Origin of the sequence: Vibrio sp. Vb1026 (genome assembly GCF_033338745.1) — a bacterium.
In the GTDB taxonomy this organism is placed as follows: Bacteria; Pseudomonadota; Gammaproteobacteria; order Enterobacterales; family Vibrionaceae; genus Vibrio; species Vibrio alginolyticus.
Map to the genome: position 1 here is coordinate 57,679 of NZ_JAWOTH010000006.1, position 16,605 is coordinate 74,283.

Here is a 16,605-nt window from a genome sequence, read left to right on the forward strand (position 1 = left end):
GAAATAAGGTAAAAAACAGGGGCCTAACATTGTCGGCCCCCATTGCTAACTATAACTTAGTTTATGCTACACAAAGGTTTCACATAGACCAAGTGTGACACAGAGCCGCTATTATTCAGCTTCTACGAAACCGTCTTTTTCAGCAACTGCAGCTACGTCTTTGTTACGACCTTCAGATACTGCTGAAGCAGCAGCGTTCAGGTATAGCTGTACAGCGCGGATCGCGTCGTCGTTACCTGGGATTACGTAGTCAACGCCGTCTGGGTTAGAGTTAGTATCTACCACAGCGTATACTGGAATACCTAGGTTGTTAGCTTCTTTAATTGCAATGTGTTCGTGATCAGCGTCGATTACGAATAGAGCGTCTGGTAGGCCGCCCATGTCTTTGATACCACCAAGAGATTTCTCTAGCTTCTCCATTTCGCGAGTACGCATTAGAGCTTCTTTCTTAGTTAGTTTGTCAAAAGTACCGTCTTGAGATTGAGTCTCTAGTTCTTTTAGACGCTTGATAGACTGACGAACTGTTTTGTAGTTTGTAAGCATACCGCCTAACCAGCGGTTGTTTACGTAAAACTGGTTGCTTGCGATTGCAGCTTCTTTAACAGCTTCAGATGCAGCGCGCTTAGTACCTACGAATAGAACCTTACCTTTCTTCTCGCCAACTTTAGCTAGTTCAGCTAGAGCGTCGTTGAACATTGGTACAGTTTTTTCTAGGTTGATGATATGAACTTTGTTACGAGCGCCAAAGATGAATGGCTTCATTTTTGGGTTCCAGTAACGAGTCTGGTGACCGAAGTGAACACCAGCTTTTAGCATATCGCGCATTGATACAGTTGCCATTTTAAAATCCTCTATGGGGTTAGGCCTCCACATTCCCCATAACTCCGACCAAGCTTCTGCTCAGCACCCCGGAATATGTGACGGAATGTGTGTGATTTAAAGATAAAAGGTTATTCGGATGAAGCTTGCTTCGCCGCTTAACTTTGCTAAACGAAGAGAACAGTCCTCTATTCCGGCGCGCTTTATACCATATTTTAGCTCACTGTGGCTAGTAAAAATTATTTCTTCACCGAGCCACTTTCTCCTATTTATAAGCAAAACTTTAAACATATGATCGAATTAAGAATGATGCATATTCCTATCTAACTTGGGTTAACGCCCCGATGTCTGATAGAATGCGGCCATTCGCACGTTTACGTGCTTAGGAATAAGTAGAGAAAGCCAATGTCAATCAAGATTAAAACTGCTGAAGAAATAGAACGCATGCGCATTGCGGGCAAGCTAGCCGCAGAGATTCTAGAAATGATCGAACCACACATCAAAGTTGGTGTGACGACAGAAGAGTTAAACAAAATCTGTCATGAGTACGCTCTAGAAAAAGGTGCATACTCTGCTCCGCTTGATTACCATGGTTTCCCTAAGTCGATCTGTACTTCAATCAACCATATCGTATGCCACGGTATTCCAGCGGAAAAAGACGAAATCGGTAGCAACGGCCAAATGAAGCCGGCGGTACTAAAAGATGGTGACATCTTAAACGTTGATATTACCGTAATCGTTCCAAATGATGAGAATGCCGATCTGAGCGTGCGTCCTCAGGGTTACCATGGTGACACTTCTAAGATGTTCCTAGTCGGTGATGTTTCGCCTGCAAACAAACGTCTGTGCATGGTAGCTCAAGAAGCACTGTACGTTGGTATGCGTACCGTTAAGCCAGGTTCAACGGTTGGTGACATCGGTACAGCTATCGAGAAGTACATCAAAGAGAATAACAAGAACAATCCTCGCAACAAGTTTTCTATTGTGAAAGACTTCTGTGGCCACGGTATCGGCGATGAGTTCCATGAAGAACCACAAGTGGTTCATTACAAGAACAAAGACCGCCGCGTATTAAAAGAAGGCATGTGCTTTACTATTGAGCCGATGATTAACGCAGGTAAATTTGGTTGCTCTGTTGATGCACAAGATGACTGGACTGTTTACACGGGCGACGGCAAGAACTCTGCGCAATGGGAACATACCATTGTTGTAACAAAAGAAGGTTGTGAAGTACTGACGCTTCGTAGCGACGATACGATTCCTCGCCTAATGAAAAACGTGTAAAGCTGACGACCACTCGTTGTTTACTATATCCCTGCTTCGGCGGGGATATTTTTTATCTGCCGCAAATTTGTTAGATTGTTATTAGATTAGCTTGCACGGATGGCAAATATGACACTTCAGTCCCCTCTTACCTTTTCCGATGAACAAATCAATATCGGTGAACTCAAACAAGAATTAGAGAAGTTTAGCTCTAATCAAAACCAAGAGTTTCTCAATCATCATCCGGTAACAAGCTTGGTTTTAGCCAGAGCTGAATATATGGATCTGCTTCTCAATCGTTTGTGGCAACATTTTGGTTTCAAGGATATTTACAACATTTCCCTAGTTGCCGTTGGTGGCTACGGACGAGGCGAGCTGCATCCGCTCTCCGATATCGATATTTTGATTCTGTCGAACAATAAACTGCCAACCGCGTTAGAAGCAAAAATCAGCGAATTCATTACGCTGTTGTGGGATTTAAAACTCGAGGTCGGACACGCTGTTCGCACCGTTACTGAATGTGCTGAAATTGGTAAAGCCGATCTAACGGTCGCGACAAACCTGCAAGAAGCGCGACTGCTGTGTGGAAGCGAGGACACCTTTCAGGCACTGAAGAAAGTCGTGTTATCAGACTCCTTCTGGCCAAGTGAGACGTTTTACCGCGCTAAAATTCAAGAGCAGCGCGAACGCCATGCACGTTACCACGACACGACCTACAACTTAGAACCGGACATTAAATCAACCCCTGGCGGGCTGCGCGATATTCATACATTAAGCTGGGTCGCTCGACGTCACTTTGGTGCGACTTCATTGTTAGAAATGAGCCGATACGGATTTTTAACTGACGCAGAATACCGAGAATTGGTTGAATGTCAGGACTTCCTTTGGCGAGTACGTTTCGCTCTGCACATGGAGCTTCGCCGCTATGACAACCGCTTGACCTTTGCCCATCAAGCTCAAGTTGCGGAAAATCTAGGCTACGTCGGAGAAGGCAATCGAGGCGTAGAAATGATGATGAAAGAGTTCTACCGCACGCTTCGTCGTGTGGCAGAGCTCAATAAAATGCTACTCAAACTCTTTGACCAAGCGATCATTAATGGTGGGGCAACAGAAAGTGCCGAGATTCTCGATACGGACTTTCAACGTCGCGGTTCTTTAATTGAAGCGCGGAAACCCGCATTGTTCCAAGCTCGCCCAGAAACTATTCTGGATATGTTCTTACATATTGCTAACGACTCAACTATTGAAGGGGTGAGCCCACCAACGCTGCGTCAACTGCGCACCGCTCGCCGTCGGCTCAACAAGTTTTTGCACACCATTCCTGCTGCACGTGAAAAGTTCATGGCGTTATGTCGTCACCCTAATGCTCTGCACAAAGCATTCAGCCTCATGCACCGATTAGGGGTTATGGCGGCCTATTTACCGCAATGGAGTCAGATTGTTGGTCAAATGCAGTTTGACTTATTCCACGCCTACACGGTTGATGAGCACAGTATTCGCTTACTTAAACACATCAACACTTTTAGTGACCCAGAAAATCATGCGAAGCACCCTATTTGCTGTGACGTCTACCCTCGGATGCAAAAGAAAGAACTGCTGATTATTGCCGCTATTTTCCATGACATCGGGAAAGGTCGTGGCGGCGATCACTCGATTATCGGTGAAGGAGAAGCGTACGACTTCTGCATTGAGCATGGCTTATCGAAGCCCGAGGCCAAACTTGTCGCTTGGTTGGTAAGACATCATCTATTAATGTCTGTCACCGCACAGCGCCGAGACATTTATGATCCCGATGTCATTACCGAATTCGCCAAAAAAGTCAGAGACGAAGAATCTCTCGATTATCTTGTATGCCTGACAGTTGCAGATATTTGTGCAACGAACCCAGAACTTTGGAATGCTTGGAAACGAACTTTACTTGCGGAGCTGTATTACTCCACACAACGTGCTTTACGTAGAGGCCTAGAGAACCCTGTCGATGTGCGTGAGCGAATTCGCCACAATCAACAAATGGCCTCCGCAATGCTGCGCAAAGAGGGGTTTGCCGCGCGCGAAATTGAAGTATTGTGGCAACGCTTCAAAGCTGACTACTTCCTTCGTCATACCCATACGCAAATCGCGTGGCACTGCGAACACTTACTTCGCATGGAAGATCCGACTAAGCCTTTGGTGTTGATCAGTAAAAAAGCCACTCGTGGCGGCACTGAGGTGTTTGTATATACGAAAGACCAGCCTGCTTTATTTGCGACAGTCGTGGCGGAGTTAGATAGGCGTAATTTTAATGTACACGACGCGCAAATCATGACCAGCAAAGATGGGCACGTGATTGATACCTTTATGGTACTCGATCAACATGGCGAAGCGATCGATGAGTCTCGTCACGCCGCGGTGATTAAACACCTCACTCATGTACTGGAGGCAGGCCGACCAACCAAGATTAAAACGCGCCGTACTCCGAACAAACTTCAGCACTTTAACGTGAAAACCAAAGTCGACTTCTTACCAACCAAAGGTAAAAAACACACTTTAATGGAGTTTGTCGCGCTAGACACACCAGGGCTGTTGGCCAAAGTAGGCCGTACGTTTGCTGATTTAAATATCAACCTTCATGGTGCAAAAATCACCACCATTGGTGAGCGAGCAGAAGACTTGTTTATTTTAACCAGTGATGCAGGGGGAAGATTAAGTGAAGAACAACAGGATGAGCTAAGAGAGAGATTGATCGAAAAGTTATCTGATGAGGTCGCAGCTTAGATCAAACCTGCCAATCTTTTCGGTTCAGGGCGAGAGCGATCTTGCCCACAAGTTAAGCATTTTGGCTAAATATCAGCTATCTAGCTCATACATAGGCTGCTACAGTTATATCAATATCAATTCGATGTAATAGAGGTAGCCTATGTATCCCCACCTCACTGGTTTGGGTATTCACGACCCTAAGCAGATTGAACGTTATTCCCTACGCCAAGAAGCACACAAAGACGTACTCAAGATCTATTTCCACAAGCAAAAAGGCGAACTGTTCGCTAAAAGCGTTAAATTCAAATACCCGCGCCAAATCAAAAATGTTCTTGTGGACAGTGGCAGTCACAAATATAAAGAAGTAACGGAAATCAACCGTAACCTCACATTAGTCATTGATGAACTGAATAAAATCACTAAGCCAACGAAACAACCTGAGGTTGATGTAAAAGAGAAAATTCTTTCAGACCTTCGTCATTTAGAAAAAGTCGTTTCGAGCAAGATCGCAGAGATCGAAGCGGATCTTGAAAAACTAAAGTAAAACGTTAAGTCTTAAATATTAAAAAGGGTTAGCATTGATGCTAACCCTTTTTATTTGTACTCAATCATTATCTAGATCTAACTGCGCCGATTATCGGTTCATCCCACTCAAATCGAGTAAACAATTGCTGCCAAGTTTCATCAAGATTGGCCGTCATGACAATCTCTTGATCGGTAAATGGATGGACAAACCGTAACTCTGAAGCATGCAGTAGCAAACGATGAGAATCAAACTCTGTGCGATACAGCTTGTTGTGCTTTCCATCCCCGTGCGTTGTATCACCCACGATCGGATGGCGTAGATGTGCCATATGACGACGAAGTTGGTGCTTACGCCCCGTTTTAGGTTTCATCTCAACTAAGCAATAACGCGTTGTAGGAAATTTACCCGTCGAATAGGGAACCTCCACTTTAGCCAACGGCTTATATTCCGTCACCGCTTCTTGCGCTTCTTTTTCTTGTGAAGCGAACTTATCCGCAATCTTGTCTAACTCCACTTTGAGTGCGTAATCCAAGATGCCCTCTTCCTCAATCCAACCGCGTACTACTGCGTGGTATGTCTTTTCCATTTTATGTTCAGCAAACATCGGCATGACTTGTGATGCGACTTCACTCGACAACGCAAACACGAGCACACCAGATGTTGGACGATCCAGACGATGCAATGGGAACACATGCTGACCAATTTGGTCGCGCAAAGTTTGCATGACAAACTGAGTTTCGTGTTTATCTAACCAACTGCGATGCACTAACATGCCTGCAGGCTTGTTGACCGCTACAAAATATTCATCCTGATAAACGATCTCCAGCTCAACTGGTTCTGAAGATCGCGCTATTTCTTGTTCTAGCATTCGTTTACTTACACAGTTCGTCAATGGTTCGGATTGTAACAAGCAGCTCTGCGAACTGCGGTTCCTGCTTCCACGCTTCTGAAAAATAGGGCTCGAGAGAAAACCCTCTTGGCAATGGTTGGTTGTTTTCCACTAGCACGTGCATTCTGTCTATAAAGATCCACTGCAACCACTCATGAGGATGCAATGTATCAATCGCAAATGGCTCCACGCTTTGTAAGGCTTGCTCTGAAGGCCTAGTGTGTTGCCACAACTTATGTTCTTTAAGCTGCGTTTCAAGTTGGTGAAGTAAGTCGACCAATTGAGTATTTGTTACCATTAATTCTATCTCGAACCTTGAATTAGCCGAGAATGATACCATTTCTTGTGAAAAGAACGTTAGGACGTCGTATTTAATGGAAAACATTCAAACCCTCACTCAACTGTTGAACAACAGCCGCTGTGATTATCAAATCTTCGATCTTGGTCGTCGTATCAAAACCATCGCTAAGAAAGAGTTTGCCGATGTAGAAAAAGGTCAAGCACCGTACCCATTCCCAATGCAGCGTAAAGCACACCTTGCCATCGCTTATTGGAATGAACAAAAGCAACCTTGGATTTGGTTTCTAAAGTTTGAATTGGACGAGCGCGGTTTGTTAAAGCAATCAGATATCGGCAATTTCATTAAATACGTAGTGGAAGCCATGGGAACACGCCTCAATGGTGATATCTCTGAAGAGCAACAGCAAAAGCTGTCTAATAACCCATATACGTTCAAACCTTCCGAAGACAAAATGGCCGTGTTTCATAGCCAGGTCCGCGCGAACCTCGATCTTCCTACCAGCCAATATTATGAGCACACTCAGCATTACTTTTCAGGTGGTTTAGGCTGGGATAATTGGCAAACCGTAGGTCTGCAAGGGATCACCGACATGGCCGCTCGTTTGGACAAAGAGCAAAACGGGGTAATGATACGCAAAGCGTTGAACCACCTACCAAATGAGCCACTTTATGCCCTATTAGGTGCGCTTGAGCATGTAGAGCTTCAAGAGCGTTTAGCAGAACGTATCGCGGAAAAGGCACAGCAAGAAATCGCAAGTAGCGAACCTGATCTCTTCCTACTTTCAGCACTTATCCGAGCCCTTGCTGGTGCGCCAACAGAAGTCGCCTCTCCAGTATTAGATGCGATATTGCATAGCCCTCGTTTAAGCCATCAGGAGGTATTGATTGGTGTGGCGGGTCGCGCTTGGCACTTACTCGCCAATGAAAAGGTAGCAGAACAGTTTTTGCTGCGTTTAGCTCAAACCGGTAATCAAGCCCTATTTAATCAGTTATTTGCCGATTTAGTGATGCTGCCAGAGTTAAGAATGGTGTTATTGCCTTTGCTGCATTCAAACCCATCAGAGGAACTAGCAAATGCGCTAGTAAGCTTACAACAAGCAACAAAAAGCTAAGAAAGGTTCAGGAATGATTGGTGATCTTTTAGCAATTTTAGGGCTCTGCTTTTTCTGTTACCTGTTTTGGCAACAGCGTCGCCAAGCCGAACTCGCAAAAGCGGCCATCACGCGTAAATGTGAGCAATTGGATCTCCAATTAATCAGCATCGCCTTTGGTGCCCATAAACTAAAAACGCCAGACGGAGTCTGGCGTTGGCATACGGTGTATCAATTTGAGTTTTCATCTCTTGGTGACGATTGCTACCAAGGAGAGTTAACCATGGTCGGTTTCAGGCCGCAGAACTTTCACCTACCACCGCATCGCTTGTAAATTCCATTTCAAAGTAAGGACCATATACATCCTTACTTTCTTTTGTTTTAACAAATCCCAGCTTTTTCAGTACCGCCATAGAAGCCTGATGATTGCTATTCACGTTAGCTTTCACCTTATTCAAGCCCAACTCACGGCACGCTTTGGGGAAAAATGCTTTTAGTGCTTCTGTTGCTAACCCTTTACCCCAATATGATTTATCAAAAATAAACCCTAATTCAGGTTCGGAATCGAGATTAGCAATAAACACGTGCCCCATATAGTCACGACTGGTGCTCTCTAGCACTGCCATACTATAAATGTTCTCATCATCCAGTATTTTCTCAAACATCTGTTTGGCAGACGCAACTGTATACGGACCATTCAATTCAGCACGGTTTTTCGCACAGCAATTCAGCATGACGAATTCTAGTTGCAACGACTCATTGTAGGGTAGAAGAAGCATTCTTCTGGTTACTATGGCCACATCTGTTCCTTGATTACAACAAACTTAATCTATCCGCAGATCACAAACTCGATGAGCTGAACATGCTCAATGATTGCGGGCATAACACCTTGTAGAGAAGCCGAAAGTTAAACCAACTGGTTGGAAAGGATATTGATCTGAGTTGTTTTTTATTAAGTGTTATTAGGAATTTATATATTTTGTGATATTGATATCCCCAAGTAACATCGAGATGCTTAATTCAATGAGAACGCTGGATATCGTTTTTATATAAGAAAGACCCCGACACATAAGTATCGGGGTCATGGTCTTACTCGCAGCAGTCCGGCTACTAAAAGTGCTCCATGCATCATCCATAATAGTGGCTGATTCCGTCAGCTTATTCCTTACGTCGCCGTCCTAGCGGTGTCCTTATCATCCTGACTGCTAACATTCCTCGTTAGCACACGTCACTTGTTCCTTGAGCGGTGTCCCTTGCATCTTCCTGATGCTGTCCATAACCTCAATCCTAGAGGGGTCCATTGTCTATCCTTAGTCATCAACATCCTATTGATGATCGTATCCTTACAATGTCCTACGCTCCATGCTTGATTAATCATCCTGACCAACCAAATCGTCTTCCTGACGATAACCAAATCCTTGGTGCTTTCCTGTTCCATGTCTGCTTCCTGCTGACAACTCTCAATTTACGCCTTTTCCAAAAATAGACAATCTATCCAAGATAAATATTTGGTCCTCACATTGGTTAACAAGTTGTTAAATCATTATTTATCATAAACTTAAGCTCTTTATCTTCTCTTTTTCCGCTTACGAAATCGTTTTCTCTCACAACCTATGTAAGAGATCTCTCACACTACACTCTCCAAAATGCCATTCGCCAAATCAGCGCACTCAACGTATGATGATAGATATATCGTTGTTAAGGATTAAAAATGTTAACTCAAGACGTTACTAAAGAATTAGAAGCGGCAATGGAACAGTTGCAACAACAAGGAAAAGAGCCAACCGTAGCGTTAGTGAAAGCACGATTGAAAACGCCAGTTCCAATGCCAGCGTTAATCACCGCAATAAAAAGTTGGAAGAGTGCTCAACGCGTACCCAAGGTTGAAATCGCAGCACAGCACCACACCGATAATGATCGTCTTGAAGCCCTAGAACGCACCGTAAAAATGCTAGCCATTCGTATTGAAGAGTTAGAAGCGAAACTCAGTGAGAAATCATCATGAAGTTATGGGTAGATGCAGACGCGTGTCCGAAAGTTATTCGCGAAACCATTGTGCGTGCCGCCGAGCGTACGGGGATTGAATGTACGTTTGTCGCTAACCACGTTGTCCCTGTGCCGAAAAGAGACAACATCCACTCGCTGCAAGTCCCTGCGGGATTTGACATCGCAGACAACGAAATCGTCAAGCGTGTAGAAGCCAACGATTTGGTGATCACGTCAGATATTCCGCTTGCAGATGAGGTCATCTCTAAAGGCGCTCAAGCCCTCAGTTCTCGTGGCGAGCTCTATACAAAAGACACCATCAAAGCTCGCCTAAATATCCGCGACTTTATGGAAACCATGCGTTCAAGCGGAATTCAGACAGGTGGGCCCGCCGCGCTTTCTCAAACCGATCGACGCGAATTTGCAAACCATTTGGATCGTATTTTGGCGAAATTCAAGAAGTAACCCTCACTCTATTCATATTGAGCCAGCAAATCAAAGCCTGGCTCATTCCTGAAAATTCATTCTCAGCATTGCACCCAAAGCGTGCTCTTACTCCCATTTGTTTTGTTCTGTTTATTTTTCATCTCGCTCGCCATAGCTTCAATATGCAACGTGGTTTATTTTGAACGACGTTTTTAATAAGTGTATAGAGAATAATGGGCTTTAACATCGTTTCCAGTGGAAGCTACCTGCCAACGAATCAATGGTCTGATCGAGAGATGGATCGCTTCCTAAAATTAGCGCCAGGGACCTGCCGAAATAAATTCGACGTTGAATATCGTCATGTAGCCAATACAAAAGAGACCGCTATTTACATGGCGGTGCAGGCAATAGAGCAGTGTTTAGGAAACACACATACCTTAAGCTCCGTTGATCTTCTTATCTACGCTAGCGGCACACACCACCAGTCTCTACCCTACGACGCCTCAGCGGTTCTCGCCGCGTTAGACGCTCCAACATGGCTAGAAAGCTTTGATTTGAACAGCACCTGTTTATCCTTTCTCTCTGCGCTTGATCTTGCCCAAAGTCTATTATTAGCAAAACGATACCGTCGGATTCTTATTGTCACCAGCGAACTCGCCACTGGCATCACACTGAATCGAAATTTTACGCTCAAACCAGAAGTTGCAACGCTATTCGCAGACGGTGCCGCCGCATTTTTGCTCGAAGAACGCAACGATGATGGATTGCTCACCAGTCACTTTGAAACGCATCATACGGGGTATTCATTTTGTCAAATTAAGGGCGGAGGTAGTCATATCAATCCGCATACCTCCGAGCATCAAGCCTATTTAAAAAGTTGCCAGTTTGAGATGGAGGGCAAAGCACTCTTTAAACATGTGCGTAACGCCTTACCAGCGTTTCTAAAAAAAGGGTTTGACGCCTCTCCGGTAACACTCGGCGATATTGATTATTTTCTTCCTCATCAAGCCAGCGCGCATGGATTAAAAAAACTGCCTTCACTCACCGGGCTACCAACAGAGAAAACCGTTAATCACTTTTCGACTTTGGGAAACCAAGTCGCCGCCTCACTCCCAATTAACTTACACTGGCTGCGTAATCAGCCAGAAACCGCAGGAAAACATGTGTTATTAGCTGGCACCGCCGCAGGGTTGTCACTAGGGATGGGAGTGCTAAAACTATGAAGATATTGGTCACTGGTGGCAGCGGGATGTTGGGTAGCGCAATTCTGAGAATGTTTCACCAGCAGCATGAACTGCATTTTACAGCACGAAATACAGTCATCGCTAAACAACTCGCCGAGCAATTCGATGTTATCCCACATACAGTCGATTTAAGAGACCACTCAGCAGTTCATGCGGTATGCCAAGGTATGGATGCAATCATCCATTGTGCCGCTCTCTCAAGCCCATGGGGAAAATGGCAGGCGTTTTATCAAGCCAATGTAGATGCCACCAAAAACCTCGTCAATGCGGCTAATACCCATCAAATCTCGCGTTTTATCCATATTTCCTCCACCAGCGTCTACTTTGACCATCAAGACCGTTGGAATATTCGAGAAACCGACGCCATAGCTTCATACTGGTGTAATGATTATGCACACACAAAATACCTATCGGAAATTGAAGCCGTAAAAGGCCAAAGCAAAGCGATCATTTTAAGACCGCGTGGCATTTTTGGACCCAATGATCGCGCGATTGTCCCAAGAGTGCTTAAGGCGATAAAAAACAACACTCTGCTTCTGCCATCGGGTAGAAATCCTGTGGTTGATCTGACTTATGTCGATAACGTTGCCCATGCAGCGATGCTCGCTTGCACTCAGGCAGACCGACTTCAGCATGGTGATGTGTTCAACATTTCCAACAACGAACCAATGCCAATTGAGACTGTTCTGCAAGCTTTATGTGAGGGGTTAAACCTAAAAGTAACGTTACAATCATTACCATATGGCGTTGTATCACCATTATTAAAGCTCAGTGAGCAAATACGAAGGCACCTACCACATCAGCCAGAACCAAGGCTCACCTCATACAGCGCAGGATTATTTAACTATCATCAAACTCTGGATATCAGCAAGGCTAAACAAACACTGAATTATCAACCGCTTTTTTCAATTCAAGAAGGAATACAGCAGTATGCAAACTGGTCTAAAAATAAAAATCTTTGAGGCTGGACACTGCGTACACCCAGGCTTTGTTGTCAAACCAGGTTCTGGTATCAAGCCTAGAGCATTTCCGGCAGCCGTTGCGTTAATTCAGCACCCAACACAAGGCAACATCCTGTTTGACACGGGATATCACGAGCATTTTTTTAGCGCGACTCGTCCCTTCCCTGAACGTTTTTATGCTTGGACAACACCTTGTCGCTATAAAAAAGAACACGGAATTGTTGCGCAGTTAGCAAAAGAAAGTCTCAAACCTCATGATATTGAACACTTAGTGCTCTCCCACTTCCATGCTGATCACATTGCGGCCGTGTCTGAGTTTTCTCACTCTCAATTGCATTGCCAACAAAAAGGGGTAGATGCGATTACTAAAAGTGGTCGAATTGGAGGCGTAAGAAAAGGGTACCTAAAAGCTCTGCTTCCTCCACAAATAGAATCTAACTTCATCATTCATGGTGATTTTTCTGTGCCAATCAGCCAAATTCTTCCTCAGTGCCAAGGGGTTAACTTGCTCTGTAAAGACATGTTCGACGATGGACTTATTTATATGGTTAGCTTGCCAGGCCATGCCGCTGGCCAAGTGGGCTTGCTGGTTAAAAGAGACCAAAGCTGGCTGTTCTTACTCGCCGATGCATGCTGGTTAATCGAGAGCTTGAGTGAAAATATCGATCAGCATTGGCTGGCGAACATGCTTTGCGATGATACAAAAGCCTATAAAAACACCCTCTCCGAGTTGAGAAGTTGCTACCAACAAACCCACCACGTTGTTCGCTTCGTACCTTCACATTGTCAGGAAACTATCCAGCAGCTAATCAAAGAAGGATGGATGAAGTGAGAACGCTTATCTCAGAATTCTGGCGAACCCGCTACCGCCCCTTCGGCTCAAGGGAACAAGTCGAAGCGTGGCAGCAACAACATTTAACACAACACCTGGAATGGGTATGCTGTCATTCACCGTATTACCGCTCACTTCAAGGTGCAGCACTCGGTGATTTCCCTATCACGAATAAGCAAACCATGATGGAGAACCTCTCGGAGTTGAATACGAAAGGCTTAGATGCTGAACAGCTAATGCAACAAGCACTCGAAGCAGAACAGTCACGCAACTTCGCCGCTTCGAAAGTTGGCGATGTTACTGTTGGGCTTTCTTCGGGCACATCAGGCATGCGCGGGTTGTTTCTTGCTGACAAGCAGGAAACACAACTGTGGGCCGGCAATATATTGGCTCGCCTTTTGCCCAACCTATGGCAAAAGCACCGAATTGCACTAGCCTTGCGGGCCAACAGCCCACTGTATAAATCCGTCGCGAAAGGGCCTGTTACATTCTTTTATGCCGATTTAACCAAACCTTACCAAGAATGGATAAAAGAGCTAGATGAGTTCCAACCCACGCTTTTGGTTGGTAGTGCGCAAGCTCTTCAGCTCTGCGCCCAGTTCAGCGGTCAATTTGGTCAACCCGAAATTCAACCACAGCGGATCATTTCTGGTGCAGAAGTCCTAACTGAGAGTGACCGTCACTTTATTTCTCAACGGTTCGACAGCGAACTCCACGAAGTCTATCAATGTACCGAAGGTTTTCTTGCATGTACTGATCAGCATGGACAAATGCGCTGGAATCAAGATGTTATTTACATCGAAAAACATTGGCTGAATACCGAACGTACTCATTACAGCCCAATCATTACGGATTTTCGTCGTAAAACTCAGCCCATTATTCGTTATCAGCTCGACGATATTATTGAGAATAAACAGGATAATGGCGTATTTGAACCTCTTGGCGCAATTGCCGGACGATGTGGTGATCGCCTCACGCTAAACGCAAACCACGTCCCAGTGACGGTGTTACCAGATCTCATCTACCGCGCTATAACACTATCCGCCCAAAGTCGCGTGGATTACCGAATCACCCAAACAGGGTCACAAGCCATTCAAATTGAAGCGGATGTTCACCACCATCGGGTTATACATCAAGCCTTGATAAAGTTGTTTGACCAATTGCGGCTTGATCCTGTCAGATTTAGTTACCGCCCTGCGCCTATTTGGACGCCAATGAATAAACAACGACGTGTGGTGAACATATGCGGGTCTTAATCACCGGAGCCCGATCACCAGTTGCACTAGAGTGGGCAACCATGTGTATGCATCATGGACATGACGTAACTCTCACCGATTCGCTAAAAAAACCTCTAGGATCGTTTTTGCGAGGCATTGAGTCTTATATCCCCACCGCTTCGCCTCGATTTGCGTTTTCCACCTATCAACAGCAGATCCTAAAAATCATTACTCAGATGCGTATTGATATAGTGATACCCACTTGTGAAGAAGTGTATTACTTGGCTCATGTTGCCAAACAATGCCCAGAAGTAGATTTTTTTCTGCCCAATGTGGGACTACTCAATGCCCTGCACAACAAGTTGACCGTCTTTGAACAGCTTCAAAGTTTGCCAGAAATCACACTTCCAAAAACTCGTTTGGTCGCTGATAAAAGTGAGATTGAAATTAATAAGAGAACCGTTCTAAAGCCCGTTTACTCTCGGTTTGGCGGGCAAGTCATAAGAGATGTGACAACTCAGTCTATTTCTGCCGCCACGATATCGCCCCTTTACCCTTGGGTTCAGCAACAAAAAATCCATGGGACTCCGGTGTGTAACTATGCCATTTTTGAACATGGTGAACTTAAAGCACACCAAGCTTATGTACCGAAATACTGTGTAAACAGCTCGGCCGCCAGTGCTTTTCAGCCGATCTCGTGCGAACGACTAGATACATTTATCGCAGCTTTTGGTAAACGTCATACTTATCATGGGCAAGTGTCGTTTGACTTCATCAAATCACAAGATGAACTCTACGTGATTGAATGTAACCCAAGAGCCACCAGTGGTTTGCACCTACTCTCGTCTCGATGCAACCAACTGCTTCCTAATATGGAGTTTACCAGTCCTTCCAAGCAGCGATTGCATCATTTAGGTCCAATAACACTCATCGCGGCAGGTGGATTATCCCTGTTCAAGGCTCGAACTTGGCAAGATTGGTGGTCTGGAGTGAATGTGATGCAACAGCATAACTTACCGGCCGGGAGCCAAATCCGGAGTATGTTTGAATTACTCCGGTTAGCTAGGCAGAACAAGACGAAGTGGAGCGACGCTTCTACCGTTGATATTGAGTGGAATGGAGAGGCATTGAACTCATGACACTTTCCTCTCAAGAATGGCATAAAACTTTTTTCACTCTTATGCAGTCGAATCCCATTGATGAATGCACAGCAAGCTTTGGTTGCTACTATATCGATGATGTTGCCATTCCCTACTCCGTAACACAAAAAATACCAAACAACTGTTATGCCGTGTCCCCTATGACACTGCTTAGTGGCTACGCCGAAGAAGAGCTTCACAAAGTCAAAAATGTGGCTGTTCGATGGGTATGTAAGTTACTTATTAATATGACTAAACCAATCTTATCACTGGCTGGATTGGATCAAGTCCAAACGCTCAACAATCAGTGCTTGTCCACCAATATGTATAGCGAACAATGGGCAGCCTTAAATCTCGATGAACTGCGTCGCGTCGCACTCGATCAATACCCCACCTTTCCCTTGGTGCTTCGCTCCCTCAACCAGCGTCAGCATTTACACTTAATTCAGCGATTGAAGCAGCCAAAATGGCAAAGCTTGGTAACACGACAAGTGTATTTACTTGATGATTGGCAAGCGTTCAGCTTCAACCGAGATTTAACGAAAGACTTCAAACTGCTTAATGATAAAGATTGGCAGTTTAGGCCACTGACCACTGATGAAGAGTTTCAGCGTGCCAAAGAGTTATATGACATGCTTTACCTTGATAAATACAGCCTCAATAACATACAGTTTTCAACCCAATATTTAAAACAGGCGAGCCAGAACAAATTAGTACAGTTAGTGGGACTGTTTTATCAAGAAGAGATGCTGGCTACGTTAGGCATTGTAGAAATTGATAATGATATGACTTGCCCAATTTTTGGCTACGATACCAATAAGCCACAACGCCTCGCATTGTATCGTCGAATATCGGCCTATACCATCCGCCACGCAATGATATTCCAGCGTCGCTTTAATATGAGCTCAGGTGCTCCGGCTTTTAAACGCAACAGAAAAGCCCGGCCAGAAATTGAATTTAGCTATGTTTATATTGCGCACTTACCTTGGTACAAACGCATAATTTGGAAAAGCTTATGCTGGCTCACTCAGCACTTTTATCGCCCTTTGTTGATGCGTTTTCAGCTATAAACCGACATCTATAATCAGGTAAGCCTGCGTACACAGTCTCAATCGATAAAAAAGCCTGCGACGTTCGCAGGCTTTTTATAATGGAGCTGTGTGAGGTAACCGTTT

Annotated in this window: 17 protein-coding genes; 13 read left to right on the forward strand and 4 right to left on the reverse strand. The window is 44.8% G+C overall.

The genetic code is table 11. The annotated features are described in order from the left end of the window. Positions 1–111: 111 nt before the first annotated feature. The gene (gene rpsB, locus R7E47_RS11545; protein ID WP_005380327.1) at positions 112–840 is read right to left on the reverse strand and encodes a 30S ribosomal protein S2; all 729 of its coding nucleotides are present in this window, start codon (positions 838–840) and stop codon (positions 112–114) included. A gap of 384 nt (positions 841–1,224) precedes the next feature. Here rpsB and map point away from each other — a divergent pair, with 384 nt between their 5' ends. From map to R7E47_RS11560, 3 genes are all read left to right on the forward strand, one after another. Next, positions 1,225–2,103 carry a type I methionyl aminopeptidase gene (map, locus tag R7E47_RS11550; RefSeq protein ID WP_104975539.1) on the forward strand — a complete coding sequence of 293 codons (879 nt, stop codon included), beginning with the start codon at positions 1,225–1,227 and terminating at the stop codon, positions 2,101–2,103. Positions 2,104–2,211: 108 nt separating this feature from the next. Further along, complete coding sequence (glnD, locus tag R7E47_RS11555; RefSeq protein ID WP_017636037.1) at positions 2,212–4,836, forward strand: bifunctional uridylyltransferase/uridylyl-removing protein GlnD; 2,625 nt, start codon at positions 2,212–2,214, stop codon at positions 4,834–4,836. Between the two features lie 142 nt (positions 4,837–4,978). Continuing rightward, the gene (locus R7E47_RS11560) at positions 4,979–5,362 is read left to right on the forward strand and encodes a DUF3461 family protein (RefSeq protein ID WP_005380322.1); all 384 of its coding nucleotides are present in this window, start codon (positions 4,979–4,981) and stop codon (positions 5,360–5,362) included. A 67-nt stretch (positions 5,363–5,429) separates the two neighbouring features. Here R7E47_RS11560 and truC read toward each other — a convergent pair whose 3' ends face one another. Both truC and R7E47_RS11570 read right to left on the reverse strand, forming a co-directional pair. Continuing rightward, positions 5,430–6,212, reverse strand: coding sequence for a tRNA pseudouridine(65) synthase TruC (truC, locus tag R7E47_RS11565; RefSeq protein WP_258456788.1), 783 nt, complete (start codon positions 6,210–6,212; stop codon positions 5,430–5,432). A 4-nt stretch (positions 6,213–6,216) separates the two neighbouring features. Continuing rightward, positions 6,217–6,531, reverse strand: coding sequence for a YqcC family protein (locus R7E47_RS11570; protein WP_005391784.1), 315 nt, complete (start codon positions 6,529–6,531; stop codon positions 6,217–6,219). A gap of 76 nt (positions 6,532–6,607) precedes the next feature. Here R7E47_RS11570 and R7E47_RS11575 point away from each other — a divergent pair, with 76 nt between their 5' ends. Next, positions 6,608–7,645 carry a DUF3549 family protein gene (locus R7E47_RS11575; protein WP_017636035.1) on the forward strand — a complete coding sequence of 346 codons (1,038 nt, stop codon included), beginning with the start codon at positions 6,608–6,610 and terminating at the stop codon, positions 7,643–7,645. A gap of 13 nt (positions 7,646–7,658) precedes the next feature. Continuing rightward, positions 7,659–7,958: a DUF3301 domain-containing protein gene (locus R7E47_RS11580; protein WP_005380315.1), complete on the forward strand. Its 300-nt coding sequence runs from the start codon at positions 7,659–7,661 to the stop codon at positions 7,956–7,958. On the opposite strand, the gene R7E47_RS11585 is transcribed toward R7E47_RS11580, so the two are convergent. Next, positions 7,918–8,403: a GNAT family N-acetyltransferase gene (locus tag R7E47_RS11585; RefSeq protein WP_025768243.1), complete on the reverse strand. Its 486-nt coding sequence runs from the start codon at positions 8,401–8,403 to the stop codon at positions 7,918–7,920. The two genes, R7E47_RS11580 and R7E47_RS11585, sit on opposite strands and share 41 nt — an antisense overlap. Before the next feature lie 932 nt (positions 8,404–9,335). On the opposite strand from R7E47_RS11585, the gene R7E47_RS11590 reads away from it, so the two are divergent. The 8 genes from R7E47_RS11590 (at position 9,336) to R7E47_RS11625 (ending at position 16,500) form a co-directional block, all read left to right on the forward strand. Further along, positions 9,336–9,629: a hypothetical protein gene (locus R7E47_RS11590; RefSeq protein ID WP_005391777.1), complete on the forward strand. Its 294-nt coding sequence runs from the start codon at positions 9,336–9,338 to the stop codon at positions 9,627–9,629. Next, positions 9,626–10,075 (forward strand): YaiI/YqxD family protein, encoded by a 450-nt coding sequence (locus tag R7E47_RS11595; protein ID WP_005380310.1) that lies wholly within the window; start codon positions 9,626–9,628, stop codon positions 10,073–10,075. The genes R7E47_RS11590 and R7E47_RS11595 overlap by 4 nt, the downstream gene beginning before the upstream one ends. Before the next feature lie 194 nt (positions 10,076–10,269). Continuing rightward, complete coding sequence (locus R7E47_RS11600) at positions 10,270–11,259, forward strand: ketoacyl-ACP synthase III (protein ID WP_318084304.1); 990 nt, start codon at positions 10,270–10,272, stop codon at positions 11,257–11,259. Next, entirely contained in the window at positions 11,256–12,242 is a 987-nt protein-coding gene (locus tag R7E47_RS11605) for an NAD(P)-dependent oxidoreductase (protein WP_318084305.1), read from the forward strand. The genes R7E47_RS11600 and R7E47_RS11605 overlap by 4 nt, the downstream gene beginning before the upstream one ends. Then, the gene (locus tag R7E47_RS11610; RefSeq protein ID WP_318084306.1) at positions 12,211–13,074 is read left to right on the forward strand and encodes an MBL fold metallo-hydrolase; all 864 of its coding nucleotides are present in this window, start codon (positions 12,211–12,213) and stop codon (positions 13,072–13,074) included. The genes R7E47_RS11605 and R7E47_RS11610 overlap by 32 nt, the downstream gene beginning before the upstream one ends. After that, complete coding sequence (locus tag R7E47_RS11615; RefSeq protein WP_318084307.1) at positions 13,062–14,330, forward strand: F390 synthetase-related protein; 1,269 nt, start codon at positions 13,062–13,064, stop codon at positions 14,328–14,330. Before R7E47_RS11610 ends, R7E47_RS11615 begins: the two co-directional genes overlap by 13 nt. Next, the gene (locus R7E47_RS11620) at positions 14,318–15,430 is read left to right on the forward strand and encodes an ATP-grasp domain-containing protein (RefSeq protein WP_318084308.1); all 1,113 of its coding nucleotides are present in this window, start codon (positions 14,318–14,320) and stop codon (positions 15,428–15,430) included. The genes R7E47_RS11615 and R7E47_RS11620 overlap by 13 nt, the downstream gene beginning before the upstream one ends. Then, positions 15,427–16,500 (forward strand): hypothetical protein, encoded by a 1,074-nt coding sequence (locus R7E47_RS11625; protein WP_318084309.1) that lies wholly within the window; start codon positions 15,427–15,429, stop codon positions 16,498–16,500. The genes R7E47_RS11620 and R7E47_RS11625 overlap by 4 nt, the downstream gene beginning before the upstream one ends. Positions 16,501–16,605 lie beyond the last annotated feature (105 nt).